17 protein-coding genes are annotated in these 25,976 nt (G+C 61.2%); 10 read left to right on the top strand and 7 right to left on the bottom strand.

Features of this window, described 5'->3' with window-relative positions; genetic code table 11:
• Positions 1–4 precede the first annotated feature (4 nt).
• The gene (locus JF616_09300; protein MBW8887938.1) at positions 5–643 is read left to right on the top strand and encodes a hypothetical protein; all 639 of its coding nucleotides are present in this window, start codon (positions 5–7) and stop codon (positions 641–643) included.
• 115 nt (positions 644–758) lie between these two features.
• Here JF616_09300 and JF616_09295 read toward each other — a convergent pair whose 3' ends face one another.
• The 3 genes from JF616_09295 to JF616_09285 all read right to left on the bottom strand — a co-directional run bounded on the left by JF616_09295 (position 759) and on the right by JF616_09285 (position 6,000).
• Positions 759–2,138 (bottom strand): tetratricopeptide repeat protein, encoded by a 1,380-nt coding sequence (locus JF616_09295; protein ID MBW8887937.1) that lies wholly within the window; start codon positions 2,136–2,138, stop codon positions 759–761.
• A gap of 301 nt (positions 2,139–2,439) precedes the next feature.
• Positions 2,440–4,284, bottom strand: coding sequence for a hypothetical protein (locus JF616_09290; GenBank protein MBW8887936.1), 1,845 nt, complete (start codon positions 4,282–4,284; stop codon positions 2,440–2,442).
• Between the two features lie 147 nt (positions 4,285–4,431).
• A complete protein-coding gene (locus JF616_09285; protein MBW8887935.1) occupies positions 4,432–6,000 on the bottom strand; it encodes a peptide chain release factor 3 in 1,569 nt (522 codons plus the stop codon).
• Between the two features lie 200 nt (positions 6,001–6,200).
• Between JF616_09285 and JF616_09280 the strand changes: the two genes are divergently transcribed.
• The 3 genes from JF616_09280 (at position 6,201) to JF616_09270 (ending at position 10,630) form a co-directional block, all read left to right on the top strand.
• Complete coding sequence (locus JF616_09280; protein MBW8887934.1) at positions 6,201–7,994, top strand: M3 family oligoendopeptidase; 1,794 nt, start codon at positions 6,201–6,203, stop codon at positions 7,992–7,994.
• A complete protein-coding gene (locus JF616_09275; GenBank protein ID MBW8887933.1) occupies positions 7,987–9,417 on the top strand; it encodes a M20/M25/M40 family metallo-hydrolase in 1,431 nt (476 codons plus the stop codon). The genes JF616_09280 and JF616_09275 overlap by 8 nt, the downstream gene beginning before the upstream one ends.
• An 82-nt stretch (positions 9,418–9,499) precedes the next feature.
• Positions 9,500–10,630, top strand: a complete 1,131-nt coding sequence (locus JF616_09270; GenBank protein ID MBW8887932.1) for an FAD-dependent oxidoreductase — start codon at positions 9,500–9,502, stop codon at positions 10,628–10,630.
• A gap of 14 nt (positions 10,631–10,644) precedes the next feature.
• Here the strand turns inward: JF616_09270 and JF616_09265 are convergent, their stop codons facing one another.
• The 4 genes from JF616_09265 to JF616_09250 form a co-directional block, all read right to left on the bottom strand.
• Positions 10,645–12,978, bottom strand: a complete 2,334-nt coding sequence (locus tag JF616_09265; protein MBW8887931.1) for a hypothetical protein — start codon at positions 12,976–12,978, stop codon at positions 10,645–10,647.
• Complete coding sequence (locus tag JF616_09260) at positions 12,965–13,660, bottom strand: hypothetical protein (GenBank protein MBW8887930.1); 696 nt, start codon at positions 13,658–13,660, stop codon at positions 12,965–12,967. Before JF616_09260 ends, JF616_09265 begins: the two co-directional genes overlap by 14 nt.
• Positions 13,657–14,913, bottom strand: a complete 1,257-nt coding sequence (locus JF616_09255) for a hypothetical protein (protein MBW8887929.1) — start codon at positions 14,911–14,913, stop codon at positions 13,657–13,659. The genes JF616_09260 and JF616_09255 overlap by 4 nt, the downstream gene beginning before the upstream one ends.
• Before the next feature lie 151 nt (positions 14,914–15,064).
• A complete protein-coding gene (locus JF616_09250; protein MBW8887928.1) occupies positions 15,065–16,438 on the bottom strand; it encodes a hypothetical protein in 1,374 nt (457 codons plus the stop codon).
• A 76-nt stretch (positions 16,439–16,514) separates the two neighbouring features.
• On the opposite strand from JF616_09250, the gene JF616_09245 reads away from it, so the two are divergent.
• The 6 genes from JF616_09245 (at position 16,515) to JF616_09220 (ending at position 25,962) form a co-directional block, all read left to right on the top strand.
• The gene (locus tag JF616_09245) at positions 16,515–17,084 is read left to right on the top strand and encodes a dCTP deaminase (protein MBW8887927.1); all 570 of its coding nucleotides are present in this window, start codon (positions 16,515–16,517) and stop codon (positions 17,082–17,084) included.
• Positions 17,085–17,714: 630 nt separating this feature from the next.
• Positions 17,715–19,115 carry a type I glutamate--ammonia ligase gene (glnA, locus tag JF616_09240; protein ID MBW8887926.1) on the top strand — a complete coding sequence of 467 codons (1,401 nt, stop codon included), beginning with the start codon at positions 17,715–17,717 and terminating at the stop codon, positions 19,113–19,115.
• A 100-nt stretch (positions 19,116–19,215) separates the two neighbouring features.
• Positions 19,216–23,118 (top strand): hypothetical protein, encoded by a 3,903-nt coding sequence (locus tag JF616_09235; GenBank protein MBW8887925.1) that lies wholly within the window; start codon positions 19,216–19,218, stop codon positions 23,116–23,118.
• Entirely contained in the window at positions 23,118–24,047 is a 930-nt protein-coding gene (locus JF616_09230; GenBank protein ID MBW8887924.1) for a class I SAM-dependent methyltransferase, read from the top strand. The genes JF616_09235 and JF616_09230 overlap by 1 nt, the downstream gene beginning before the upstream one ends.
• Before the next feature lie 8 nt (positions 24,048–24,055).
• Positions 24,056–24,871, top strand: coding sequence for a pseudouridine synthase (locus JF616_09225; GenBank protein MBW8887923.1), 816 nt, complete (start codon positions 24,056–24,058; stop codon positions 24,869–24,871).
• Positions 24,868–25,962 carry a methyltransferase gene (locus JF616_09220; GenBank protein ID MBW8887922.1) on the top strand — a complete coding sequence of 365 codons (1,095 nt, stop codon included), beginning with the start codon at positions 24,868–24,870 and terminating at the stop codon, positions 25,960–25,962. The genes JF616_09225 and JF616_09220 overlap by 4 nt, the downstream gene beginning before the upstream one ends.
• Positions 25,963–25,976: the final 14 nt, after the last annotated feature.

Raw genomic sequence — 25,976 nt, 5'->3', positions numbered from 1 at the left:
CAGCATGATCGACGATAAGAACAAAGATCCCAAAGCCAAGCCTCCGGCCGGCACCGGCGCGCCTCAGGGCGTGCCCCAGCCCAAGAAGCCGACCCCGCCCAAACCCTCCAAGGAGATTCTGAAGGAATCCGACCTATTCCCCGCCGATGAGGAAGAGGAAGACGAAGCGGATGAGGCCGAGGTCGAAGGGGAAGCGCTTTTCGGCGACGAGAGCGCGGAGGAAGACGGGCCGATCGAGACGGTTCTGGGTACCACGGATACCTCGGAGCGGATCATCCTGGTGGTGGATGAAGAAGGCCAGCGGCGTAATGAGACGGTTGCCATCATCACCCAGATCCTGCCTAATGCGGTCATCGAGGTGGCCAATGATCCCGAAGAAGCATTGGGTATGATGGAGGAGGGCGATTTCGACACCTTCGTCGTGAACTTCCTGATGCCGGGCTACAGTTCCTCGCCCTTCGTGAAGTCCGTAGCGAACCATCCCGAACATCCGCTCCTGATCGGATTCGCGGCGGATAAGATGTCCGATGCCGTGGATCCTAAGAAGGGCCTGAAGATCATCCCCTTGAAGAGGCTTTTCGACCTCGACACCAGTAGCGCCGCCGAGACTCCCGAAGGCGGGGCCGAGCCGGCTGAAGATTAGGCCCCGGCCTTAATCAGAACTCCCCGGATTTTCCGGGTTGCCGAAAACGGAAAACGCTACCTCACAGGTGGCGTTTTCCATTCCGGTAGAATCGGATCGTAAGCGGATGGCGCGTTTATGGCGCGCTCTGCAAAAGCCCGGCCAGACCCGGCACCTCGGGAGAATCCGCGAATGTTTGCCGGGCCAATGCCGCCAAGCCCAAGGTGGCCGGAACCTCGACCTCGGCTTGCCGAACCTGGGTTTGCGCGCCGTTCTTATCCCCCCGGAACATGGCCAGTTTGGCCTTCAGTAAATGCGCCTCGGCGTGGCGATACTTGCCTTGCAGCATGCGATCCAGGACCTTGTCGCAAGCCCCCAGCTTGCCGGTGGCGAAATCCAACTGCGCCTCTTCCCATAAGGCTTCGTTCGCCATGGGCCCGCAGGCCATGCGCTTCAGGCGATCCAGGGACTTCCCCGCGGCCGCGAATTGGCCCAACTTCCGATGCAAGCGTGCCTCGAGCAGACGGTTGCCCGGATGGCCGGGATTCCGCTGCTCGCCGAACTTGAGCACGCGGAGGGCCTTCTCTGGGCGTGCCGTGGCGATATGGAATTCCGCCAGTCGTCCCAGCAGTTCGTAGGAAGCCGGGAATCGGCTGATCCCTTCCAGCCAAACGGCCTCGGCTTCTTCCCAGCGGCGGTCGAGGAACAGGGCTTCTCCCCATTGCAAGTAGACTAACGGCTCCCCTTGTAATTCAGTCCGGCCTTCCGCCAGCATCCGCGCGGCGTCGGCGTAACGGCTATTGGCCATCAGGGCCAAGCCGAGCACGCGGGAATAACGGGGATTGGCAGGATCGGAGCGATGGGCCAGGTCCGCGAAGGCCAGGCTTTCCTTGGATCGGCCCGAGAGTAGGAGGCAGCGTGCATAGGCATAGTCGAGCTCGGGAAAACCGAAGCCCTTTGCCGAATCCTCGCCCCTACCCCGCAGCAACCATTCCAAGTGATACCGCGCGCGTTCGGTTTGGCCGGCTTCCAAATACAGGTTGGCCAGATGGGCCCGTAGATCATCCTGCTCCGGGGTCACCTTCAAGGAATGCTCCAGATAGGCAGCGCCTTTCAGCGACTGGCCGGCGGTGATATAGAATTGGCCCAGCAGGCCGTTGATGTCCTCGTCATCGGGATTCTGGGCTTTGGCTTCCAGCAGGGCTTTTTCGCCCTCTTTCCATTGGCCCGACATCGAATAGCATGATCCGATCAAGGCCAACAGGGAACCGTCCTTGGGAAGAACCGTGCGGATCTTCTCGAACTCCTTGGCGGCGGCGCCGAATTCCTGGATCTGGAACAGGTAATAACCCAAATCCCAACGCGAATTGAGTTCCAATTTTTGATCGCGCCCGAGGCGGGCGACGCTCGCTTCGGAAGCGGGATCGATGGCATGCGTCGAATCAGACGCGGACGAACATACGGGGAGCAGAAGGCCTGCGATCAAGAAGCGGAGGGAAGCATGCGGGGTGGACATATAAGTTCATTCTAGGCGAGGGCGGCAAACCCTGTCGAGATGAAAATATAAAGAGAATGCGGGGACATTCCGCGTCACAATATCTATAATGCGTTTAAATTCAATGGCTTAGGAAATAAATAGTAATCCGAGATAAATTGAAGCAAGCAAGCCCCAAGGGGGCGTTTCCTTATGGAAAAAGTGATGCTAGGGCGGCTGGGGATAGGCGACCGGACGAGCTGTCTAAGTCACTGATTCTAAAAGGAATATCTACTCAAGAAAAAAAGGGGGATAACTTGGGCAATTGACATCCCGCTCTTGTTCAGGCGACCTTGACCGCTTGCGCCGGAGCTTCGCTTGGCATCTTGGCTTGAGCCTTTACCCACAACTCAATCAGTCGTAGGCCCTGGGCATCCATGGTTTCCTGGAGGGAGCCCAAGTTTTCCCCGGGGAATGCCGGCTTCTTAACGAAGCCTTGGTAATAGCCCAACCCGGCTTCGAGATTGGTCTTGAACAGCGCCAGGTAGGCGAATGCCTTGTTATCCCCCGGCGCCAGCTTCTCCACGAGCTTACCGAAGTAATCCACCGACATGACCAGATCCTTGCTGAACATGTGGGGACGATCGGCGGGAGTCAAGGATGGGCCCCTGCCGTAGATATAATCGACCATCTCGCGCAATGAATAGAGCCGATCGAAGTAAGCGATGTTCGGGCCCGGGCAGACGGATACCGGCATCTCGGGCTTCACGACTCCCAAGTCAATCAATGCGCCGTTCCCGAGCTGATCGCAAATGCAATGCTTGGCGTAAACGGTCTGTACCTCGGGCTGAGGCGTATCCGACGGAGGTACCTCTCCGAATCCCATGGCCGTGAGCTTCTGTCCCTGGAATTCCTTGGAAGCGGTGCAGATGGGCTTATCCGTGAACTCGGTATTGCTGACCAGGAATTTCTTCGGGCAGGCTGAACCCGGCTTCCCCGCATCGATCTGTTTCCGCGCCCACTCGTGGGACGAAGAGGTGCGCAGATTGTTGAAGACCACTCCCAAGGGCGACACATCGCTGAGATAGAGATCCTCTTCCTTGGCCTCGGCCAGGAGCTTGCGGGTATGCGCATCCAGGGCCGTGGCCTCGGGGACCAGCAGGAACGGGCTCGCCCAACCGGTGGCGTCGATGCCGTAATCGTCCATCAGGCGCCGTACCTCGGCATGATTTCCGATGCCGCCCTGGGCGGTTACGGGGATTTGGCGGTCCTTCGCTTCGCTCGGGTATTGCCAGCCTTTCTTCTCGTAATAGGCCGCGATAGGCGGTTCGAACATGGTCGGGAAATTGCCGCGGTTGTCCTTGAATTCCTGGAGGATCGGTCCCATCAGGTAACCGTCCGATGCGAAGGCGTGGCCGCCGCAGTTAAGCCCGGATTCGATGCGGAACTCGCGGACCTCGATGCCTTTCTTGGCCAGGAACTTGCCCTGGATGACGCTGGATCGGTAATCGGAAACCTTGAGGATGACGCCCTTCTTGGCAGGGCCTTCCGCCGTGCGATAGAAGTCCGGGAAGTTCTCCATGTAACCGTACAGAGTAGGATTGATGCCGGCGGAAAAAACCATGTCGGCGCGGATTTTCGACTTCGCGAAACCGCGCAGGGCCGCCTTGGCGTCCGCGTGCTCCATGGACATCACGTGGCCTTCCCGATCGTAATTGATCCGGTCCAGCTTGGTCATGATATTGCCGTCGATCTTGCCGGGCAGGATCAGATCGGTGAGTTGTTTTTCGAGCTGGCTTTTCCCGGGTCCGGGCGCAGCGGCCAGGTATTCGAAGTAAAGCTTCTTGGTGGGCGAAGTATCGGGCAGGAGCTCGAAGTATTTGGATTTGTCGTTCCCCGGCTCGAAGGGCATGGCTTTGATCTCGGCCACCTGCAGGTTGACGATATCGTCGACCAGGTCGAGATAGGCGGAGATACGGCGCGCGCGCGGGTCCGGTTGGGAAGCGGTGATAGCCTCGTAGGGGAATCCGTACTTGACCGCGTAATGCTTGCGGATCCTTTCGATGAGCAGATCATCCACCAGCGAAATCACCGAAGAGAGCCCGAATCGGGCCACCCGGATGGGGCAATCGATAGTGAAGCCTGTGCCCATGACTGGGATATGCAGGTAATGATGGGTCTTATACATGTAGGTCCCGGTAAAAAGTCAGTTCTATTTTAAGAATAATGAGGTCCGCTGGACCTAATGAACCTGTAAAATCTTGTCATTCGCCCCGATTTGGCCAAGATCCCGACGCTTTTCGCTTATCAGGAACGGTTTCTTTAGGTGAGGGTTTTATTCCTCAAGATGGAACTTCGAGAAGATCACCTTAGGGTAATTCTTCTCCATGGTGGTCAGCCGGAACTCGTTCGGACATAGATAGACCAGGTTCCCGCGTTTGTCGGTGGCCATGTCGTGGGTGTTCTGCGACCGGAACTCGGCCATCTGCGCCGCGTCCCCGGAAAGCCAACGGACCGCGTAGATGGGAGCGGATTCCAGGCGGCAGCGGGCGTTGTATTCCTCCTCGAGGCGGAATTTGAGCACGTCGAATTGCAGCACGCCGACCACGCCGAGTACCGGGACCGGGCTCGCGAGGGGCGAGAACAATTGGGTAGCGCCTTCTTCCGACAATTGCTTGAGGCCCTGGGTCAATTGCTTGCTGCGCAGGGGATCTTCCAGGTACACGCGGGAGAAATGCTCCGGCGCGAAATCGGGGATGCCCGTGTACTTCAGGAACTCGGACTCCGAAAGCGTATCGCTGATGCCGTACATGCCCGGATCATGGATGCCGATGATGTCGCCGGCGAAAGCTTCGTCCACCACGGTCTTGTCCTGGGCCATGAAGGTGGACGGCGCCGCCAGGCGGACCTGCCGGCCGGACGGGCAATGCAGCACCTTGGCCCCGCGTTCGAAGCGGCCCGAGCATACCCGGACGAAGGCGATGCGATCGCGGTGCTTGGGATCCGTGTTGGCCTGGATCTTGAATACGAAGCCGGTGAAATGGGGCTCGGTGGCTTCCACAACCCGCTGTTCGGCGATGCGCGGCATGGGCGAGGGCGCATTGGCCACGAAGTTATCCAACAGGTGCTTTATGCCGAAATTGTTGATGGCCGATCCGAAAAAAACCGGCGCCAGTTCCCCTTTCAGGTAACGGACCCGGTCGAAGGTCTCCATCGCCCCCCGCACCAAATCGGCCTGATCGCGGAACTCCTTCAGGTACTTGGCGTCGAACCATTCGTCCAGGCGGGGATCGTCCACGCCGTCCACCTTGCGCATCTCCCCTTCCGGCGTCTCGGGGCTGAACACGTGCACCGACTCGTCGATGAAGGAATACACGCCTTGGAACATCTTGCCGCTGCCGATGGGCAGGGTCATGGGCGAGCATTTCAAACCCAGGATACGTTCCACCTCGTCCATAAGGGCCACGGGATCCTGGGCGTCGCGATCCAGCTTGTTCATGAATACGGTGACGGGGGTCTTGCGCAGGCTGCAAACCTCCATCAGCTTGATGGTCTGCGGCTCCACGCCCTTGGCGGCGTCGATGAGGATGAGCGCCGAATCCACGGCGGTGAGTGCCCGGTAGGTATCCTCGCTGAAATCCTGATGGCCGGGGGTGTCCACTAGATTGATCTGGCAACCGCCATAGGGAAAGCTCAGCACGGAGGAGCTGACGGAAATTCCGCGCTGCTGCTCGATCTTCATCCAGTCCGAGGTGGTGAACTTCTTGTTGGCCTTGGCGCGCACGTGCCCGGCTTCGCGGATCACCTTGCCGAACCACAGGAATTTTTCCGTGATGGTGGTCTTGCCGGCGTCCGGATGGCTCACGATGGCGAAGGTGCGGCGCTTGAGGATTTCTTCGGTCATGGACATCCGGAGGGGCCTTTGGTTGGGAGCGGCAAAAATAGCAAAGAGCCTCCCGCGCCATGGGGCCCAATCCCGGAAGGCGAGGAAAACCGTTCACGAAGGTCCCCCCTTTTTTATCTTACCAGTTGTCCCGTAAAGGCTGTTTATCGGACGACATCATGTTTGCGGCGGCCCCGGGGATGGGCCGCGGAGGAGAGGGAATGGGAAAAGCGGGATCGGAACAACAAGCAGCCGTAGCGGCCAGCGTGGTCCCCGCTTGGGTGGCCAAGGTGCCCCGTCCCAGCCCGGAATTCCCGCGTAGTTTCATAGCGGCGGATGCGGACTTATCCGCCTGGGAGGGCATCAAACCCTATCTGGAAGAGCTCAATGCCCGCCCACTTCCCGACCGCGCCGCCCTGCTGAAGTGGATCAGGGACTACGCGGAACTGAGCGATGCCGTGCATGAAGAGGGTTCCCGGCTCTATATCGGCATGACTTGTTTTACCCAGGATTCGGCCAAGCAGAAGGCTTATCTGGATTTCGTGGAGACCGTGGAGCCGGCGATGGCGCCGGTAATCGATGAGCTGAATAAGAAGGCGATCGCCCATCCCGAAGCCAAGCATCTTCCCAAGGAAGAGTACGGGCAGTGGCTGGAATCGCTGCAAATAAGCGTGGAATTGTTCACCGACAGCAATATCCCCCTGCATACCGAAATTTCCAAGTTGTCCCAGGCCTACCAGAAAATCTGCGGCGATATGACCGTGGACTGGGACGGCGAGACCAAGACCTTAAGCCAGTTGGCGCCTTACCTGCAGGGTAACGATCGCTCCATCCGCGAAAAGGCCTGGATGAAGATGGCCGAACGCCGCAGCCGGGAAAAGCAGAGGCTGGACGATCTCTTCGATGAGCTACTGACCCTGCGCAACCAGGTGGCCCGTAACCTGGGGCTTCCGGATTTCGTGGCCTATAGCTTCAAGGCCAACCACCGCACCGACTATACCCCGCAAGACTGTTACGCCTTCCAAGCCAGCGTGGAAAAGGCGGTCGTCCCGCTCTTCCGCAAGAGCCTGGATTACCGGCGCGAGAAGCTGGGCTTAAGCGCCCTGCGCCCTTGGGATTTGAGCTGCGATCCCCTCGGGCGCCCGCCTCTGAATCCGTTCCGGGAAGCCTCACGCTTGGTCGAAGGCGTGAGGACGATCTTCACGCGAATGGATCCGGAACTGGCCGGATTCTACAAGACCATGACGGACAACGGCCTGATGGATCTGGAGAACCGGATCGGCAAAGCGCCGGGCGGCTACCAGTGCAGCCTTAACGAGGTACGCCTGCCCTTCATTTTCATGAACGCCGTGGGCATGAACGAAGACGTGTTCACCCTGCTGCACGAAAGCGGGCACGCCTTCCATCTTTTCTATACCCGCGCGATGCCGCTCGGCTTCAACCGCGGCGCGCCTATGGAGTTCAGCGAAGTGGCTTCCATGTCCATGGAGCGCCTGGGCGCCCGTTACCTCGACGAGTTCTATTCGGAAGAGGAACGCCGCCGCGCCATCCAGACCGAGGACGAGGAAGTGTTCCGCCTCTTGCCCTGGGTCGCCACCGTGGATGCCTTCCAGCATTGGCTATACACGCATCCCGGGCATACGCAATCGGAACGCAAGGCCGCCTGGCTGGGCCTGGACGCGCGCTTCGGATCCAACCTGGATTGGACCGGGCTGGAGGAGTTCCGCGCCCATGCCTGGCATCGTCAGCTGCACATTTTCGAAGTGCCCTTCTACTATATCGAGTACGGCATCGCCCAACTGGGCGCCTTGCAGGTGTGGCTCAAGTCGCTTAAGGACGAGAAGCAGGCCTTGGCGGATTACAAGCGGGGCCTGAGCCTGGGGGGAACCCGCAGGTTACGGGAGCTCTTCGAAGGAGGCGGATTGAAATTCGACATGCGCGAGGAGGCCATCCGGCCGTTGATGGAAAAGGTGCGCGAGGAATGGGAATCGGTGGCGGGGGCGGCGCATGGTTGAACGCGAGGGAACGAAAGCCGCATTGGCCCGCTACGAGGACGACAAGGCCAAGCATCTCCAGGATCTCATCCGCTTGACGAAGATCCCCGGGGTCAGCTTCGACGGCTTCGATGCGAAGGAAGTGGAGCGCTCGGCGGAATGCACCGCGGAAATCCTCAAGGCGGCCGGCTTCGAGAACGTAGAGATCATGCGCATTCCCGGGACGCATCCGTACGTTTACGGCGATTGGCTGAAGCGGCCCGGCGCGCCCACGGTTCTGCTTTACGCCCATCATGACGTGCAGCCGCCCATGCGCGAAGAGATCTGGAAATCGCCCGTCTTCGAGCCGACGGAACGGGACGGGCGGCTCTACGCCCGCGGCATCGCCGACGATAAGGCGGGCGTGCTCATCCATGCGGCCAGCGTCGCCTCCTGGTTGCGCTCGGCGGGATCCCTGCCCCTCAACGTGAAAGTCATCATCGAGGGCGAAGAAGAGATCGGGTCCATCCATCTGAGCCAGTTCCTGGCGACCTACCGTGAACGGCTGCGCGCCGATACCGTGGTCCTTACCGACTGCAGCAATTTCGACGTCGGCGTGCCAAGCCTCACGACCACCTTGCGCGGTCTCATCTCCATGGACGTCACCGTGACCGGCTTGGATCATCCTTTGCACTCGGGCATGTGGGGCGGCCCTATTCCCGATCCCATCCAAGGCCTGGCCAAGATGCTGGCCAAGCTGACGGATGAGGACGGACGCGTGGCCGTTCCCGGGATCTGGGAGGACGTGAAGGCCCCGACCGCGGCCGAGATGGCGGATTACCGCAAGCTGGGCCTGACCGATGCCGAGTTCCGCAAGCAGGCAGGCATCGAACCGGGCGTGAGGCTTTTCGCCAAGGATGAAGGCTTGCTCGCCAAGATGTGGCGCGAGCCCAGCATCGCCGTCAATTCGATCCAGTCGGGCGGGAAGAAAATCGCCGGCAACGTCATCATGGAATCCGCTTGGGCCCGCGTAGGCTTACGTCTCGTGCCGAACATGGACCATGCCAAGGCGACCTGCCTGGTGAAGGAATTCCTGGAAAAGAATTGCCCCTGGGGCCTTAAAGTCGAGGTCGTACCCGAGCAGGGCGCCAACCCCTGGATGACCCGCCCCGATCACCCGGTCTTTTCGGTGGCCAAGCAGTCGTTGGGCCGCGGCTATGGCCGGGAAGCGGTCTTGATCGGGTGCGGCGGCACCATCCCCTTCGTGGACAGCTTCACGCGCGTACTGGGCGATATTCCGGCATTATTGGTCGGGATCGAAGATCCCTACACCAACGCCCATTCGGAAAACGAATCCTTGGGTCTCGCCGATTTCCATTCGGCGGTCCGCAGCCAAATCCATTTCTTCGCCGACCTGGCCGAAGCGAGCGCGGCGGATCCGAAGTTTTGGGGAGGGAAGAAGTAGGGTAAAGGGTACAGGGTTAAGGGTATGAAGATGAAACCGGCGTTTTTCCCTGTCCCTTAACCCTATACCCTCTCATAAACAAATGACCCACCCCGGCCCTTTCGATCTCGCCATCGCCGGCGCCGGCGTCATGGGCTTGGCATGCGCCTGGGAAGCCTCCCGGCGCGGCCTATCCGTTCTGGTTTTCGATCCGGAAGCCACCCGGGCGCAGGCTTCCTGGGCCGCCGCGGGTATCTTGGTCACCCGGGATGCGCATGTATTCCAATCCGACTTCCGGGGCTTCTACGTGCGATCGATCCGGATGTATCCTGCCTGGCTCGAAGAGCTCCGGGCCGCGTCCAGCCTGGACATCCCTTATGCCCAGGCAGGCGACTGGATGGTCTTCAACTTGGACGATCCCCGGGCGGTCAAAAGGCTGGGCGAAAAAGAACGGCAGTTCGCCCGGGAAAAGGCGACGGCCTACACGGTAACTGACACGTTACCTGCGCCGCTCTCCGGGCGCACCCCGGTTGCCCGCGTGCGTACCTATCGCTTTCCCGGCGAAGCCTACGTGCAGAACCGGGACCTGGTCGCGGCCTTGCGCGAAGCCTGCCGTCGCGCGGGCGTTGTCTTCCGTCGGGAGGCCGCCAACGGGCCCTGGACCAGCTCGGCCGGGCTCACCCGGCTTTCTTTCCCCGGCGGCATGGCCGAAGCGCGGCGCGTCTTGATCGCGGCCGGAGCCTGGACTGGTAAGGTGCTGGAGGAGCAGGGCATCCGCGCGCCGGTCATTCCCGTGAAGGGGCAATTGCTCCGCATCCCCGATTTCCACGGTACGACGGCCATGTTCCACTTGAACGATGAGCTGTACCTGGTCCCACGGGGGGACTCCCTGGTTTGCGGGGCCACTTCGGAACCGGGAACGTGGGAAGAGGGTTTCGATGCCCGAGGGGAGGCTTGGATCGGGGATCGACTGGCGCAGTGGCTTCCGGGAATCCCGCCCGCCGCCCTGGAACGATGGTCGGGCATCCGTCCGCGCACCCGCGATCGCTTGCCTTGGATGGGTTGGTTGGACGCGAGCCGGGGATGGGCCGTATGCGCGGGCCATTACAAGAGCGGAATCAGCATGGCGCCGCTGGCCTCGCAGTGCCTGGTCGGACTTATGCTCAAGGAGAAACCGCCGGCGGACTTGGCGCCATTCGATCCTTGGCGGCGGCGCGGCCTCGAAAAGGCTTAGAAGGCGTTCGGCGCCTAAAAGAACATTTCGTAACTGGCGCCGACCAACAGGTGGCGGCGGTCCCCGTATTGCAGCAGCTTTTCCCGCAGGCGGAAGGTTTGCTGCGGCCCCAGCACGTACTCGATGTCGGCGGCGCCGCCCATGGTGAGATCATTGACTTCGTTGGTCTTGGGATACTGCCCCACCGTCGCCGACAAATCCACCTTGATGCGATCCTCCAGCAAAGGCTGCAAGAATCCCATGGTGACCGAATGGGTCGGCTGCTGGATCCCGTTGCTCGAGAAGGTGTACGAGAGGCGGGGCAGGAATCCCACGTCGCGCATCTTGTATTGCACCATGCCGTTCACGATATGGGTGCGGGTGGCGGGGAAGTCGGGCAGGGTATCGTCCGCGAAAGCCGAACGCAAGGCGTATTCGCTTTGGGTAAACCCGTACAGAACGGTCGCATGCAATTTGGCGTTGGACAATTGGAACTGGTGGTACGCGCCCGTGTTGAAATTCAGGAAGCTGGAACTGAACTGATGGGCATATGTGCCTTCGGGCACGATATTGGATCGACCGCCCCCGACCCAGAAGCTGGGATTGTAGGGGCCGGGAGTGAAGCGCAAGTCCACCTTCAGGGTACGCTGCTCCTGGGAAGTGAGGCCAAGGTCCTGGCCGTATTGCCCCAACTCCATGGCCACGGAAACGCGGTTGTCGAGCACGGACAATTTTTCGATGACGGTGAATCCGTCCCCCGGGTTCCCGCCCAGGAACGGATTGCCTTCGCTATGGTAGTCCAACCCCAGATGCGAATAGCGGAATTCGAATTCCTCCACCATCCCCTGGAACGGGATAGAGGTGACGATGCCGGATTCCAAGGCGCTCTCCGAGCTGATGAAACCGCTGACGTCGGATTCGCCGCCGCTCTGGGGCGACAACAGGTACTGCCAGCCTCGCGTGGTGGAATTGACGATGAAATAATCCTCGTAATGCTTGGGATTGAAATCCACCTGGAAGCTGTCCGGTGCGAAGGCCCCCAGGGACTTGTCCCGCGTGTAGAGGCTCAAGGCGGAGTTGGCGTAGAACTGGATGCGCCCGTCCCAGGCGCCGACGCGCAAGTCGATTCCCGGCACTACGTTTTCCGTCGGGCGCACGCCATGCAGGATGGAATTCACCCGGAATCGATCGGCCGAGCCTTCATCGTCGGAAGCTTTCATGATGGTGAATCCCAAATCGAAAGCCGGTCCTCCTCCCACCCCCAGACGCACGGCCGTCAAGGTCTGCGCGAAGGTGCCGGGCACGGTATCAATGCGGGTCCCGTCCCCGGTATCGTATTTGACGAGGTAAGCGGGAACCTCTCGGCGGCTCTCGCCGCGCACAGCGCGCAAGGTCCCCCAAGTAGTCTCCCCCAGGGTCAGGTTCAAGGCGGCTTCGGCGCCCCTTACCCGCGTGCCGTTCAAGAGCAAGGGATTGTAGAGCGGATAGACGTCCCCCGCCTTCAGCGACGCCCAGGGCCCGTATTTCACGTTGGCGGTGATGCGATCGCTTGGCTGCCGGAACCGGTTTTCATCCGTGCGTCCCAGCACCTTGCCGTAAGCCTCGAACTGCTTGTACTTGACGTTGTAAGCGGCTTCGGCCACGCCATCCAGCTGTTCGGAAACGGGCGCCTCCTTCTTTCCCGCGATCAAAGCGGTATCCGTTCCGGGCTTCAGTTTCAATTCGCTTTGGGAGAGCACGCGGCCTTGCGCCTCGCCGTTTTTCAAATCCAGCTTGCTGAATACGTGGCCGAACTGCCGAAAGGCCCCGGCGCGCGCCTTCCGCTCGGGTTCCGGTACGCGCACGAAAAACCGCACCATCTGCTTGCCGATAATCTCGGTCCGCTCGTTGAAAAGCAACAGGGTCAATTCATGCACCCCCGACTTGAGCCCGATCAGGGTGGCGCTCACCACCCCGTCGTTCAATGCGAGCGGCTGGCTTTCGGGGTACCCGTCCAACAGCAGCACCGAACTGGCCGGGGCGCCTCCGAGGGTGGCCACCACCTTGATTTGCCGTTCGTAAAAGACATCGCCGTCGATGGGAACCAGGAAGGCGTCATGCGCTGAATCGGTGGGCGGGGCTTCGGCGACCGCCGAATCCATCGCACCTGCCGCTGAGCGCATCCCCGTCACTCCCGAGGATGCGGGCCCAACGGTTTGTCGCAGCGAATCCGGCTCGGCCGCCATACCCTTGGGCGCTGGAGTGGAAGTATCCAAGGTATCCCCGCCCGATTCGGTAGGCTGTCCTGTAGGCGCGCCCCAAGCCGTCGCGGCCAGGATCAACCAAGCCGAGACGAGCGCGCGCGCCGGAAGCGGATTAGTTGGTCTCATATTCCACTTCCAAGGTCGTGAAGTCCTCGGTTTCGGGATTCACGAAATCGACCTCGAGCGTATTCTGGCTAAGGCCGACCAGGTCCAACTCGGCATCGCTGGCATCGGAGACCTTGATACCCTCCAAATCGGAGACCGCTTTCTGTCCCGCGCGTACCGTGACCGTGATATCCTTGGGCCGGTTGTAGATGGACAACTCGCCATCCTGTACCAGGAAGGTGGCCGTGGCTTTTTCATCGCTGCGGCAGGAAAACCTTCCGGCCGCGGCGGTAGCCACCGTCTGCGCGTTCGCGCATTGCACCGGATCGCTCTTCTTCTTGAGGCCCACCACCACTTCCGCCTTCTCCAGGATCAGGCGCCGCGCCCGAACTTCCTTTTCGGCTGCCGCTCCCTTCTGGCCCAAAGCCACCCGGGTCTTGATGCGTTTCAGGGTAAAAGCCGATTGCGGCCGCACGTCCAGGAAGGCATTGTCCGGCAGAAGGCGAAGCATGGCCTTGCTTTCCACACCCGTTTCAAAGCGCGCGCCTTGGCGGAACAACATCGCGCCCGCCGCCGGCGCGAGGGCCGAATCCGTCGCCGCCAGTTTCACATCGCCCTTTACCGATTTGATGACGCCCAGCGGATTGGAAGCCGCGAACAAGGGCAAAGCCGCGAAGGCAATGAGAGCGAGCCCTAACTTCATTGGAACCTCATCCGGGTCACCGAAAGGCGCGCCTGGTGGAAGTCCCGCGCCAGCCGCTCCAGTTCCTCCAAAGAATAAGGATGCCCATTCAGGCGGATTTGACCCTTGGCGGGGATCTTCCCGTTACGCGACTGATCGAAGATTTCGAAATTATCCCCCAGGATGATCTTGAGGGCGGCCATGACGCGCTTGCCGTAATCGTCCCCGTACTTGATTTGCTCGGCCAAGGTGCGGATATCCCCCACCTGCGGTGCTGGGACCGAAGATCCGCCTTCCAAACGCTCGTCCACCTTGAAGTAGAGCGGATCCGAATAGAGGTAATCGGTGGTAGGCCCGCGCAATACGGCCCGGGCCCGCCAGACGTAGGTCATCCCAGGCAAGAGCAGCGGCAAGCCCGCGGGATAAGCGCTGGGCGATTCGTTGAAGAGCCCGAACTTGGCGTACTCCATCCCGTCCAATGCGTCCTTGGGATTGGTTCCCGCCGGAACCTCGTAGAGGAAGATTTCGATCTTGGGTTGATCCGGAGGGTAATCGAACTCGATTTTGTTGAACAGTTCGCTGGCCACCTTGAAGATGGGCGTTACGGTATAGATGGGAACCGGAACCGCGCTGCTGACGCTGGTGCCCGGATAAAGCGCCTGGATCATTTTCACGTAGCGGAGATGGCCGATGTCGCCCAATTTGATCGGCTCGGATTGGGCCTGGATAAATACATCGTCCTCGCAAGTGAGGTTGAACCTGAAGGTTAGATTCATCTCGGGTGCCGCGCGCTTTTGCAGGATTACGTCATACAAGGAACTCTTGGTGAAGCTCACCCCTCCGGCCTCCCAGGACAAATCGAAAACCTGTTGTGAGGGGATAACCCGGCCGATATCCATCGAGTCCAGGGGATTGGAGGTGCGATCGAACGCGATCAAGACGTCGTTCTGATCATGGCTCCTCCCAAGGGAAGTATCCGCCAACACCTGCACCCGCAGACGCAAGGCCTTGGCGTACTTCTTGAATTCGGGATTGATGAAGAGGGTGAAAAGGGTGGGCGCCTTTTCCGGATGATCGGTATCGAACCAACTGGGATCGAAATTGGTGACCGTATATTGGAGAATGGGGGTCTGGACCACCAAGTCCCCGGCCCGTCCGGTCACTTCGGGACAAGTATTGATAAGCCCGCGGGCTTGCGCCCCTAACACCAAGGCCCCCAGGACCAAGGCGGCGATCAATGACCCGCTAGGAAAGGTTCGCCATGCCGATGCCAAGTTCCTGCCTCCTCCGCCGCGCCGGGGCGGATGCCGAGGGTGTACGGAACACCCTGCGTGGAAAAATGCATTCGAGCGCACCGCGGCGCCGTGTCCGCGATCACATGTCGGTGATGGGCGGGAAAAGTACTAAACGGAAAGCAGGAATCGCCTAGTCGAAGAAAAAATCGGAATCGGCCGCGGCTTTCGCCAGAGGGTATGCGACATACCCCAAGTTGACGTCCAGGACGGGACCGCTCCCGAATCGGCAACCGGCCGTGCCAACGGACAAGCAAGGGGCCGATGGATCCCTTTCCGGTCCATGCAACCGGGCTTCCCGGGCGATGGAAGGGCCGGTGAAATGGAACCAGAAAGTCGCGCGTAAAGCCTTCGCGGCATCGACCCGTCCGTTGTGGCAATACACGTGATAAAGCAATTGCGCCAAGGAACGGCGATGGAAATCGGCGGGCAGGCCATGCTCCAGGTTGATCTCCGCCATGCGCCAGCAGCGATCGGCCCACTCCGGACCGTAGCCCCAACGCAGATCGCGCATGTCCAGCGCGCCGAAAGCATGGTCGATCCAAGATCTCCGCTCGGCCGCGTACTGGCTCGCGTGCATTAGCACCCGGCTCAGGACCTCGAACACTTTCGCGTCCGCGATCCCGGCGGCGAAGGCGTTGTCCAACGCTTCCCAGGCGAGGAAAGGCATCTCCAGCCGGTCATAGACTTCGGCCAGTTGCAACCAGGCGGGCCCATTGCGCGGAGATCCTTCCAGACCGCGGTTATAATAACGCTTGGATTCCTCATAACGGCCTTGGGACTTGAGCAAATCGGCGTAAGCGATTTGGATGTCGAAGAGCGAATCCCTGCCTTCGGATTTCTCCTTCAGGAAGGCTTCCCATTCGTCGTCGGAAGCGGCTAGCCGCACCAGATAGGCCTTGGCATCGTTGGCCCATTTGTCCTTCGGTTCGGCGGCCAGGAAACGATCCAAGGCGGACCGGGCCTTTTCCAATTCGCGATGATCGAGGTAGTATGAGAAAAGGTTTTTGCGCGCCGGATCCTTGCAGGCGCCCGCAGGAGCCGATTGCGCCAGCCACTCCTTCTCCGCATCGGGCCCGAAACCGGCGGCGTAGAGGAGCAGGGCTTTGTCGGTCTTGAGGATCGGTCGTAATGCGGCAGAAGCGTGGGGCAGAAGCGCGGCGATCTCCTCCCCTGCCCCGCGCGCGTCGCCATCGAGCCAAATGCGCAAGGCGCGCAGCAACCGACGCTCAGGCTTCCCCATGACCTCGAAGCCGTTTTCGGTCCGCGCCAGCATGGCTTTGGCAGACTCGGGCGGCGCGATCAGGAAAGGCCGTACCGCGAAGGGCCCGAGGGAATCCGGAATGGCGAGGTAAATGGGGATTTCCCGTGGCGCCCCGCCGCGGGGAGCGCCCGGCCCGACCAACTCCAAGGAAGTGCAGGCAGGCCCGCCTGCGAAGGCAGCCAGGGATAATAGCGCGGCCAGGAATGCCGCCCGGAAAACCATGCACACAAGGTAAACGCCCACGGCTGTTCGGCAAAGCGACGCGGGGCGGAATCGCGCGGCGAATCTTCTCGGGCAATTTTATAGCTTTACCCGCGCCATGGTCCTGACCGGCAAAGAAATCCTGAAGCAGATGGAACTGGGGACGATCCATGTCGCTCCGTTCATCCCGGCGAACCTGGGCCCCAACTCATACGACGTCTCGCTGAACCGTAAGCTGCTGGTCTATGACCTGCCTCCCGGCGCCGTGCTCGACATGAAGCTGGACAACCCCACCCGATCCCTGGTCATTCCCGACGATGGCCTGGTCCTCGAACCCGGCATGCTCTACCTCGGTTGCAGCAACGAGACCGCCACCAGCAACCGATTCGTCCCGATGTTCGAAGGCCGCAGCTCCATCGGCCGCTTAGGCATCAACACCCACATCACCGCCGGGTTCGGCGACGTAGGCTGGGGTTACCTCCCCGACGAAAACGGCAACCCCGTCTGCCAATTCCCCACCTGGACCCTCGAGATCGAAGTCGTCCACCCCATCCGCGTCTACCCCGACGTCCGCATCGGCCAAGTCTACTTCATGCGCCCCGAAGGCGAGATAACCTTCTATAAGGGCAAATACACCAAGCAGCGCGAGCCCCAAGCCTCCCGCCTCTACCAGGACTTCAAGCCTTAAACCCCATCTTCTCAGACTCCGCTTCCAGAATTCAAATCGACCGCAGGGTCTTAAACGAAGAGCCGGCTTCCCCGAACCCCTTGAGCGCTGCGGTACAGACCGATTTACCGAGCACCGCGAGAGGGAGAGGCGCTAGGAATCTGGTTGTAGACGCGAAACTGGCTTGCGCCGACCCTTTGACCGAAGCGAACCCCTCGAGCGCTGCGGTACAGACCGATTTACCGAGCGCCGCGAGAGGGAGAGGCGCGCCAGCACCGACCGAGAGGGGCCACTCGACCATGCCCTTAAGACGGAGAAGCGCGCAAGCGCCGACACGGAGGGGCTAAAGGAAATCCAGCGGACTGGCACAGTACTAGCTTGCCATATAGCCTAACCCCAGTTTGGGGCAGAGGGAATACGAAGGAAATAGGGAAATCGGATTAACAAATTCGGATCAGCCCAAAACGTCGGTGGAGGAGAGGAAGGCAAAAAATGACAAAAACAGACCATTGTCAAATCAAGGGTCACTTTTGTCAGCCATTGTCGATCAGGAATCCAAGCGATTTTTTCTAATTTCCCCTCGTTATTTTTCAATAGCTCGGGCTTTTTAGGAAGCTTGACCAACCATCTTCAGGAGGAAGAGAAGACGATATGACCCCCGCCGAAGTCATGAAACTAGCCAAGGACAACAACGTCCAGTTCGTGGACCTGCTTTACGGAGATATGTTCGGTCAGCTCCAGCATTTCACCTTTCCCGTGTCCCGTATGGACGATGAAATGTTCAAGGTCGGAATGGCCTTCGACGGTTCCTCCATCCGCGGCTGGAAGGGCATCGAAGCTTCCGACATGATCATGAAGCCCGACCCGGCTTCCGCCTACCTCGACCCTTTCGTAGCCGTGCCCACCATCGGCATGTACTGCGACATTATCGAGCCCCGGACCGGACAACCCTACAATCGCGACCCCCGTTCCATCGCCAAGAAGGCCTTGGAATACCTGAAGAGCCAGGGGATCGGCGACCTCGCCTTCATGGGCCCGGAGCCGGAATTCTTCGTGTTCGACGGAATGACCTACTCGTCCACCGTCCGCAGCGCCAGCTACTCCATCGAGACCAACGAAGGTCCTTGGACCAGCGGCAATCCCGGCAGCTTGGCCCATAAGGTGGCCTTCAAGGGCGGTTACGCCCCCGCCGCTCCCCAGGACACCATGATGGATCTCCGCAACGAGATGGTCATGAACCTGGCCAAGATGGGCCTCACCCCGGAAATCCACCACCACGAAGTCGCGACCGCCCAGTGCGAAATCGGCCTCAAGTTCGGCACCGTGGTCTCCGCCGGCGACCAGGTCCACAAGCTGAAGTACGTGGTCAAGAACACCGCCGCCAAATACGGCAAGACAGCCACCTTCATGCCCAAGCCCATGTGGGGCGATAATGGTTCCGGCATGCACGTGCATACCTCGATCTGGAAGGAAGGCAAGAACCTCTTCGCCGGCGACAAGTACGCCAACCTGTCCCAGACCGCCATGTACGCCATCGGCGGCATCATCAAGCATGGCAAGTCGATCCAGATCTTCTCTAACTCGAGCATCAACAGCTACCGCCGCCTGGTGCCGGGCTACGAAGCCCCGGTGAACCTGGCTTACTCGGCGACCAATCGCTCGGCCTCGGTGCGCATCCCGCACGTGCAGGGCGACAAGGCCCGCCGCTTCGAGTTCCGTTGCCCGGATTCCTCCGGATCGCCGTATCTGACGTTCGCCGCGATGCTGATGGCCATGGCCGACGGCATCAAGAAGCAGATCGACCCGGGCGCGCCGATGAACAAGAACATCTACGAACTGCCCCCGGAAGAGCTCAAGAACATCCCGTCGACCTCGAAGAACCTGGAGGAAGCGTATTCCGAGTTCGAGAAGGATCACGAGTGGTGCACGGCCGGCGACGTATTCGACGCCGACTTCCTCGAAGCATATGCCACCTACAAGCGGACCGCCGAGATCGAACCGATGAAGTTCCGCCCGACTCCTTTGGAGTTCGAGCTCTACTACCACGGATAATCGCAACTCGCTCTGGAGTTCGCTTCGCGAACTCCAGGCGCTTCGGTAATAAAGGGGCTCCCGGAAGGGGGCCCCTTTTTCTTTCTATTTTTGGCGGCTCATGGATATGACGCCGGCCCAAAAGAAGGCGATCGTCCTCGCGAATGCGGTCGCACCGGATGGCGGGCGCTTCCCCGAGACACTGGTGGCCGAACATTGCCGTCGCCTGGACGCCGATTATTTCAATGAATTCTCGGTGGAAGAGATCGAGGGCCATCTCGAACGCGTCGCCGGCCTTACCCGGGACGAGCCCTACTCCTTTCGGTTTTCCCTTCTCTCCGATAGGACCTTCGGTTTGACCGTGGTCGGCGAGGACGTGCCGGGATTCTTCGCGGCGCTCTCCGGAGTGCTCGCCAGCCATGACCTGGACATCAAGGTCGGCAGGGTGTTCAGCTATGCCCCCGAACTGATCGAGGGCGGGCAGGGATGGCCCGAAGAGCATGTTCCTGCCGCGGGCAAGCTCATAGACTACCTGGTGCTGGAGCGGCCCCCGGAGGCCCCCGCGAGCATCGATGCGGAGTTCCGTGATGGATTGGCCGCCGACCTATTGAGCGTGATCCGCCTGTTGCGCAGTCGCGAGACCGAGGCCTTGCGGCGGGATTTGTTCCGGCGCATCGGGGCGTATCTGGAACGTAAATCTTCGGCTTCCAAGGCCAAGGAAGCCTTGAGGGCGCCTCGCGGTGCGGACGGCGCCGGTGAGGGACCGGCCGGGCTGATCCCGGATCCGGTCCCGCAATTGCCTTTGGAGATCAAGGCCGAGCCCGATGAGCGCGGGGCCCTCCTCACGGTGCGGGGTACCGATCGCAAAGCGCTTCTCTTCTCCCTCAGCAACGCCTTGGCGATGCAAGGCGTTTCCATCCTCAAGTTATTGACCCGCGCCGAAGGCGAGCGCTTCGAAGACCGAATCCTGATAGCCGATTCCCAGGGCCGGCCCATCCACGATGACCATACGCTGGAACGCATCAAGGTGGCCATCATCCTGATGGAGCGTTTCATTTCGGCTTTGCCCCAGGCCACGGACTTTCCCGCCGCGGTCCAGTCTTTCAACGGATTCATCGATACCTTGATGGCGCGGCCCGGCGCGGCCGCGGAAATCGCGACACTAGAGGATCTCACCTTCCTCTCTTCCTTGGCGCGGCTCCTGGGCTCCGGCGATTACCTGTGGGAGGAGATGACGAAGTTGCCTTTGGAGGAGGTCACTTCCGTGTTACGGGGGCTGGAGGAAGATCGCAAGCCGGCCTCCCGCAAGGACCTGGAGACGCGGCTGCGCGAAGCCATGGACAGGGAGCCCTCCTACGCGGACCGGGTGGAAGCCCTCAACCGTTTCAAGGATTCGCGCCTCTTCCGGATCGAGGCCGCCCATCTCATCTATCCAAGGCAAACCCTGCAGGAATTTTCCGCCGAGGTCACCACCCTGGCGGAAGCCGTCCTGCAAGGGGCGCTGGGATTGGCCTACGGCAAGCTGGTGCGGGAATTCGGGGAGCCGCGCCGGGGCGATGAGGCGTGCCCTTACGCGCTTTTCGGGCAAGGGAAGCTGGGCGGACGCGAGTTGGGTTACGCCTCGGATCTGGAATTGCAACTGCTCTATGCCGCCGCCGGCGAAACCGCGGTCGAGCCCGCCAAAGGGACAAGGACCGTCAGCTCTGCCAGTGGGCCGAAGCCGGTTAGCCATTCCGAATTCTTCGGCAAGCTGATGGAGGAGATTCGCGGCATCATCCGGTCGCGCCCGGAAGGGATTTTCGCGCTCGATCTGCGGCTGCGCCCGCATGGGGACAGCGGACCTTTGGCTTCGCAATTCGCGACTTGGCTGGAATATTACCGGCTTGGCGGGGGCGCCTTGGACTATGAGCGGCAAGCCCTGCTCAAGCTGCGTCCCATAGCCGGAAATCGCGTCTTCGCCGAGGAAACGATGGGCGCGCGGGACGAAATCCTTTTCGCCGGGGAAAGCATCCCGATTGAACATACCCTTACCTTGCGAGCGCAACAGGCAGAGGTGCTCGGGAAAGGCGTGAACGCCAAATTCTCGCCGGGCGGCCTTGTCGAGGTGGAGTATACGGTTCAATTCCTGCAGTTGCGCTTCGGGCGCAAACACGCATCCCTCCGCGAGCCGAACACCGAAGCGGTGCTGGAGGCTTTGCTCGAGGAAGGCATCCTGGATCCTTCCGAATTCGAGAGCCTCTACCGGGCCTACGTTTTCCTGCGGCGGCTCATCAACGGGCTCCGCATGGTACGCGGTTATTCCCGGGATCTCCTGGTGCCCGCGCGCGGAAGCGACGCCTTCGGGCATCTGGCGAAACGTATGGGTTACCTGCCCGGATCCCGGTACGACTCCGAGTCGCAACTGGACTGGGACCTGAGCCATGCCATGCGGGACGTGCATGCGATTTTCGCCCGCCGCTTTCTCGGGGAGGGCTCCCGGCCGGCGGAAGAAGGACGGCAAAGCCTGACCGCCGCCGTCCTCGATCCGCAGTCCCCGCCGGAGCGCCTCGAGCGCGCCCTGGACGGGCTGGGGCTTGCGGGAATAAGGAACGCGGCCGAATTGCTGCGGAGCATGCTGGACCGGGTGCGGGAAAAAGGCATCTTGTGCGCGGCCATTCTCGTGGCGGCCCCGAAATTGCGGACCAGCCCCGATCCGGAATCGGTCTTGCGCCATCTGGGCCAATACTTGGAATCGGTGCCGGATCCCGATTATTTCGTTCGGCAATTGCTGAACCATCCTTATCTGAACGAGATCCTGATCAAGGCCTTCGGCCATAGCGATTACCTGGCCACCATTCTCGTGCGGCAACCCGAATATCTGATGGATTTGGGCGATGCGCATGCCTTGGAGAAGCCCAAGCTTTTGAACCAGTTCCGCAGGGAAATCGTGGGGCTGAGTCCCAACCGGCAGGGTTACGAGGATTCCCTGGAAGGCCTGCGGCGCTACCGCAACCGCGAATACCTGCGCATCGCCTTGCGCGATATCTGGCTGGGCGAAACCTTGCTCCGCATCACCTTGGAGATTAGCCAGCTTTCCAATGCGCTGATCGAGTCCGGCTTCGGGATCACCATGTCCATGGCCGAAACCGCTTCCCTGCGGGATGCGGTGGCGGTGATCGCGCTCGGCAAGCTGGGCGGCAACGAACTCAACTACAGTTCGGATATCGATATCGTATTCGCGTTCGACCCGGAGCGCGTGGGCGAGGCCGGGCGCGGCGATCTGGAGCGCTGGGCGCGCGCTTTCATCGCGGCACTATCCGGGGCGGGACGGCATGGGAAAATGTTCCGGGTGGACACCCAATTGCGTCCCTATGGCGCCCAAGGCCCTCTGCTCGTTTCCTCCTCCCGCTTCGTGGAATATTTCGAAACCGAAGCCTCCGGCTGGGAGCTCCAGGCCTGGCTCAAAGCGCGCCCGGTGGCGGGCAATATCGAACTAGGGCGCGCGGTGTGCCGCGCGGGCCAAGCCCAAGCGGTGGCCCGCGGGAACCGGGCCAAGATCGAAGCGAGCATGCGGGCCGTGCGCCAAAAGAGCCTGGAAAAACTGAGGCAGGAAAACCGGCTCTCGAGCGAAGTGAAACTGGGGCCGGGAGGCATCCGCACCATCGAGTTCTTCGTGCAATACCTGCAGATCCAGCACGGGCAAGCCATGCCGGAGCTGATCTCGGGAAATACCCTGGCGGTGATGGCGCGCTTGTACCGGTATCGGCTGCTCAGCCATAACTATTATGACTTGCTCTCCAAGGCCTACGTGTTCCTGCGCCGCATCGAACACGTGCTGCAATTGCAGGGCTTACAGCAGCGCCATGAATTGCCGACCTTGCCTGAAGAGATCGAGAAGCTCGCCAAGCGGATGGGGTTCGAGGAGCGCCTGGGCGAAACCGCGGGGGCCCAGTTCCGCGCGCGTTACCGTCAGCATATGCTGACCCTGATCGAACTTTCTTCCACCCTGTTCGGGTACGAGACCAATATGCCGGAGGCGGGATAATGCAGAAGCGCGGAGGACGGGGATTGCCGCGCCGGGACGGCCAGGGCAATGGGAAACCCGGCGGCCGTTTCGGCAATACCGGTGGCCAGACGGGAAAGGTGGATAGCTGGACGGGCAAACCCGAAGCCCGGTCAAGCAAATCCGAGGGTCGCTCGGGCAAGCCTGGAGGACAGCCAGGCAAGCCTGCCAACCGCTTCGGCAAAGCGCCTGCCATCAGGCCCTCCAAGGTGGTCTTGGGGCAATTGCTGGCCCGGTACGGGGTCCACTTGCGTCCGCCGACCTTGGACAAGCTTTGGGCCTATCATCAGCTGCTTCGCGAGCATAACCATGATCAAGACCTCACCCGCCTGATCGGCTTCGATACCATCGCGCAAAGGCACTACGCCGATTGCATGATCCTCCACGGCCTGATGCAGGGCCGTTGGCCCTCCCCCTTGGTCGACGTGGGAACCGGCGCCGGCTTCCCCGGCCTCATGATCAAACTCATGTCCCCGTCCACGCGCATGGTCCTGGCGGAACCGCGGCCCCGGCGCGTCCAGTTCCTGGAGCTCGCTATCCGTGAATTGGGCCTTACGGATATTTCGGTGTTCGGCCATAAGGTGACCTCCCGCAGCCTGACCCAACCTTTCGCGGCAACCATCACGCGCGCCTTCGAGACGGTGGAGAAGACCTTGCCGCGCTTCGGCAGTTGCCTGGGCCTGGGAGGCAAGGCCATTTTCATGAAGGGCCCGAAGGCGGCCGAGGAAGTCGCCGCCTTCCAGAGCGACGAATACAAGATCATCCGCAACCATGCTTACCGGATCCCCAATACCCAACAGGATCGGGTCCTGTTGATCCTGGAACGGATCAAGCTGACCGATGGAAAAGGATCCGCCTACGATGAGACCCAGGAACGGGACGTGGCCCCCGCCGATCCGGAAGATGGCTGAATCGTAGCATGGCCAAGAAAAATCCCGGCCTGGCGGGCCTGCTGACCGCGCAAGGGTTCGGCACACGTAAGGACTGCGCCCGCCTGATCCGATCCGGCCAGGTGGCCTTGGGGCGGCCGATGGGAGACCCTCCGCCCGGGCCTATGGGGTCCGAGCCGGCGGGTCCCATGCGTTGGGAAGGGATTTCCGACCCCGAAGCCGTGATCGATGCGGCCGGCCTCTGGTTCCGCGTCGGGAACCTGGAACTGCCTTTTCGGGAGTCCTTGTATCTCGCTTTCCACAAACCCGCCGATTGCGAATGCAGCCACGCGCCCGGACATCATCGCAGCGTCTTCTCCTTTTTCCCCGAACCTATCCTGCGGCGGGGCTTGGAAGCGGTGGGACGCCTGGACGCCGATACCACGGGTCTGCTTCTCCTGAGCGACTCGGGGGAATTCATCCATCATCTCACTTCGCCCAAGCGGCACGTGGCCAAGACTTACCAGGTGGATCTAAAGCACCCCGTTAAGCCGGATCAAATCCAAAAACTCACGGCGGGGGTGGAACTACGGGATGATGTAGAGCCGACGCGCCCCGCGCAAGTGGTGATGGATGGCGAAAAACGCTGCCGCATCACCCTCACGGAAGGGCGCTACCATCAAGTGAAGCGGATGTTCGGCGCCGTGGGCAATCGCGTGGAAGCCATTCACCGCATCGCCATCGGGCCGGTTCCCCTGGACGGAAACCTCGCGCCGGGTGCTTGGCGATTCCTTTCCGAAGAGGAAGTCGAGGGCTTGTTGCGGCCCCCCGGAAATACCAGCGCAGGCACGGAAGGACCGGCATGAGCGACGATCCGGCCCTGGGCCTGTTGGAGGCCGCCCCGACCGGCGAAGGCCGCCGGGTGCTGCTGCTCGGATGCGCCGGATCGCCGGCCTTGATCGAGAAGTATGCCGCGCGTTACGGCGAAGTCCTTTGCCATGCGGATCTGCAACCCGCCGCGGCCGCTGTCAGGGACGGCGGGCCGGTGCGGGTGATCCTTGGCGATCAGCCCTGCTGGGCCGAGCGTCCCGCCGGGACGATGGAGGATTTCCTCCCGGAGCACCGATTCCCTGAAGGCCATTTCGACCGCATCGTAATGCGGCTGGGTCGCGGAACCGCGAGCGTGAATTCGGCCTTGCTGGAGTCCTTCCGCATGCTCAAGGTTGGCGGGGATTTGTTGGCGGCGGCGGCCAACCAAGAAGGGATCAAGAGTTTCGCCAAACGGGCCGAACTCCATTTCGGAAGCGGGGCCATGCTCGCGCTCAAGCACTCCTGCCGCCTGCTGCGTTTCCTTAAGAACGCCCCACAACCTTCCGATTCGATCGAAGATCCCGGCTATTACCGTTCCTTACGCCATACCCTTGCGCATCCCGCCGGCGAAACGGCTTACCGGACCAAGCCGGGCGTGTTCGCATACCGCGGCACCGATGCGGGGACGGCGCTGCTGGCCCGGCACGTGCCGGATTGCACCGGGCTGCGGGTACTCGATCTTTGCTGCGGAAGCGGCGCCTTAGGGTTGGCAGCCTTCGCGCGCGGGGCCGCCGACGTACTCGCCCTCGACGCCAGCGCCACCGCCATCGCCTGCGGCGCCCGCAACTTCGCCGAAGCGGGCCTTCCCGGCCGGGTATTATGCGCCGATGCGGCTTCCGCTCCCGCCGGCCAGTTCGATCTCGTGCTCGCCAACCCGCCTTTCCATGAAGGCGCGGCCACCGACTATACCCTGCCCGCGCGCATGATCGAATGCATAGCTTCGGCATTGCGCGATGGCGGCGAAGCCTGGGTGGTGGCCAACCAATTCCTCGACTACGCCAAGCCGGCGCGGGCCCGTTTCCCCACCGTGGAGATCGCCGCGCGGGCGGACGGATACCTCATCCATCATATGGTTTTGCGCCCGTAAGCCGAAGACTTCCG

This window comes from Fibrobacterota bacterium (assembly GCA_019509785.1).
In the GTDB taxonomy this organism is placed as follows: Bacteria; Fibrobacterota; Fibrobacteria; order UBA11236; family UBA11236; genus Chersky-265.
The sequence above is the reverse complement of the archived record's forward strand: the minus strand, read 5'-3'. Positions and strand labels throughout refer to the sequence as shown.

Bases quoted from the DNA above. Each gene is read 5' to 3' on its own strand.
- JF616_09300 (MBW8887938.1), top strand. From the start codon at position 5: ATGATCGACGATAAGAACAAAGATCCCAAAGCCAAGCCTCCGGCCGGC.
- JF616_09295 (MBW8887937.1), bottom strand. From the start codon at position 2,138: ATGTCCACCCCGCATGCTTCCCTCCGCTTCTTGATCGCAGGCCTTCTG.
- JF616_09290 (MBW8887936.1), bottom strand. From the start codon at position 4,284: ATGTATAAGACCCATCATTACCTGCATATCCCAGTCATGGGCACAGGC.
- JF616_09285 (MBW8887935.1), bottom strand. From the start codon at position 6,000: ATGACCGAAGAAATCCTCAAGCGCCGCACCTTCGCCATCGTGAGCCAT.
- JF616_09280 (MBW8887934.1), top strand. From the start codon at position 6,201: ATGGGAAAAGCGGGATCGGAACAACAAGCAGCCGTAGCGGCCAGCGTG.
- JF616_09275 (MBW8887933.1), top strand. From the start codon at position 7,987: ATGGTTGAACGCGAGGGAACGAAAGCCGCATTGGCCCGCTACGAGGAC.
- JF616_09270 (MBW8887932.1), top strand. From the start codon at position 9,500: ATGACCCACCCCGGCCCTTTCGATCTCGCCATCGCCGGCGCCGGCGTC.
- JF616_09265 (MBW8887931.1), bottom strand. From the start codon at position 12,978: ATGAGACCAACTAATCCGCTTCCGGCGCGCGCGCTCGTCTCGGCTTGG.
- JF616_09260 (MBW8887930.1), bottom strand. From the start codon at position 13,660: ATGAAGTTAGGGCTCGCTCTCATTGCCTTCGCGGCTTTGCCCTTGTTC.
- JF616_09245 (MBW8887927.1), top strand. From the start codon at position 16,515: ATGGTCCTGACCGGCAAAGAAATCCTGAAGCAGATGGAACTGGGGACG.
- glnA (MBW8887926.1), top strand. From the start codon at position 17,715: ATGACCCCCGCCGAAGTCATGAAACTAGCCAAGGACAACAACGTCCAG.
- JF616_09235 (MBW8887925.1), top strand. From the start codon at position 19,216: ATGGATATGACGCCGGCCCAAAAGAAGGCGATCGTCCTCGCGAATGCG.
- JF616_09230 (MBW8887924.1), top strand. From the start codon at position 23,118: ATGCAGAAGCGCGGAGGACGGGGATTGCCGCGCCGGGACGGCCAGGGC.
- JF616_09225 (MBW8887923.1), top strand. From the start codon at position 24,056: ATGGCCAAGAAAAATCCCGGCCTGGCGGGCCTGCTGACCGCGCAAGGG.
- JF616_09220 (MBW8887922.1), top strand. From the start codon at position 24,868: ATGAGCGACGATCCGGCCCTGGGCCTGTTGGAGGCCGCCCCGACCGGC.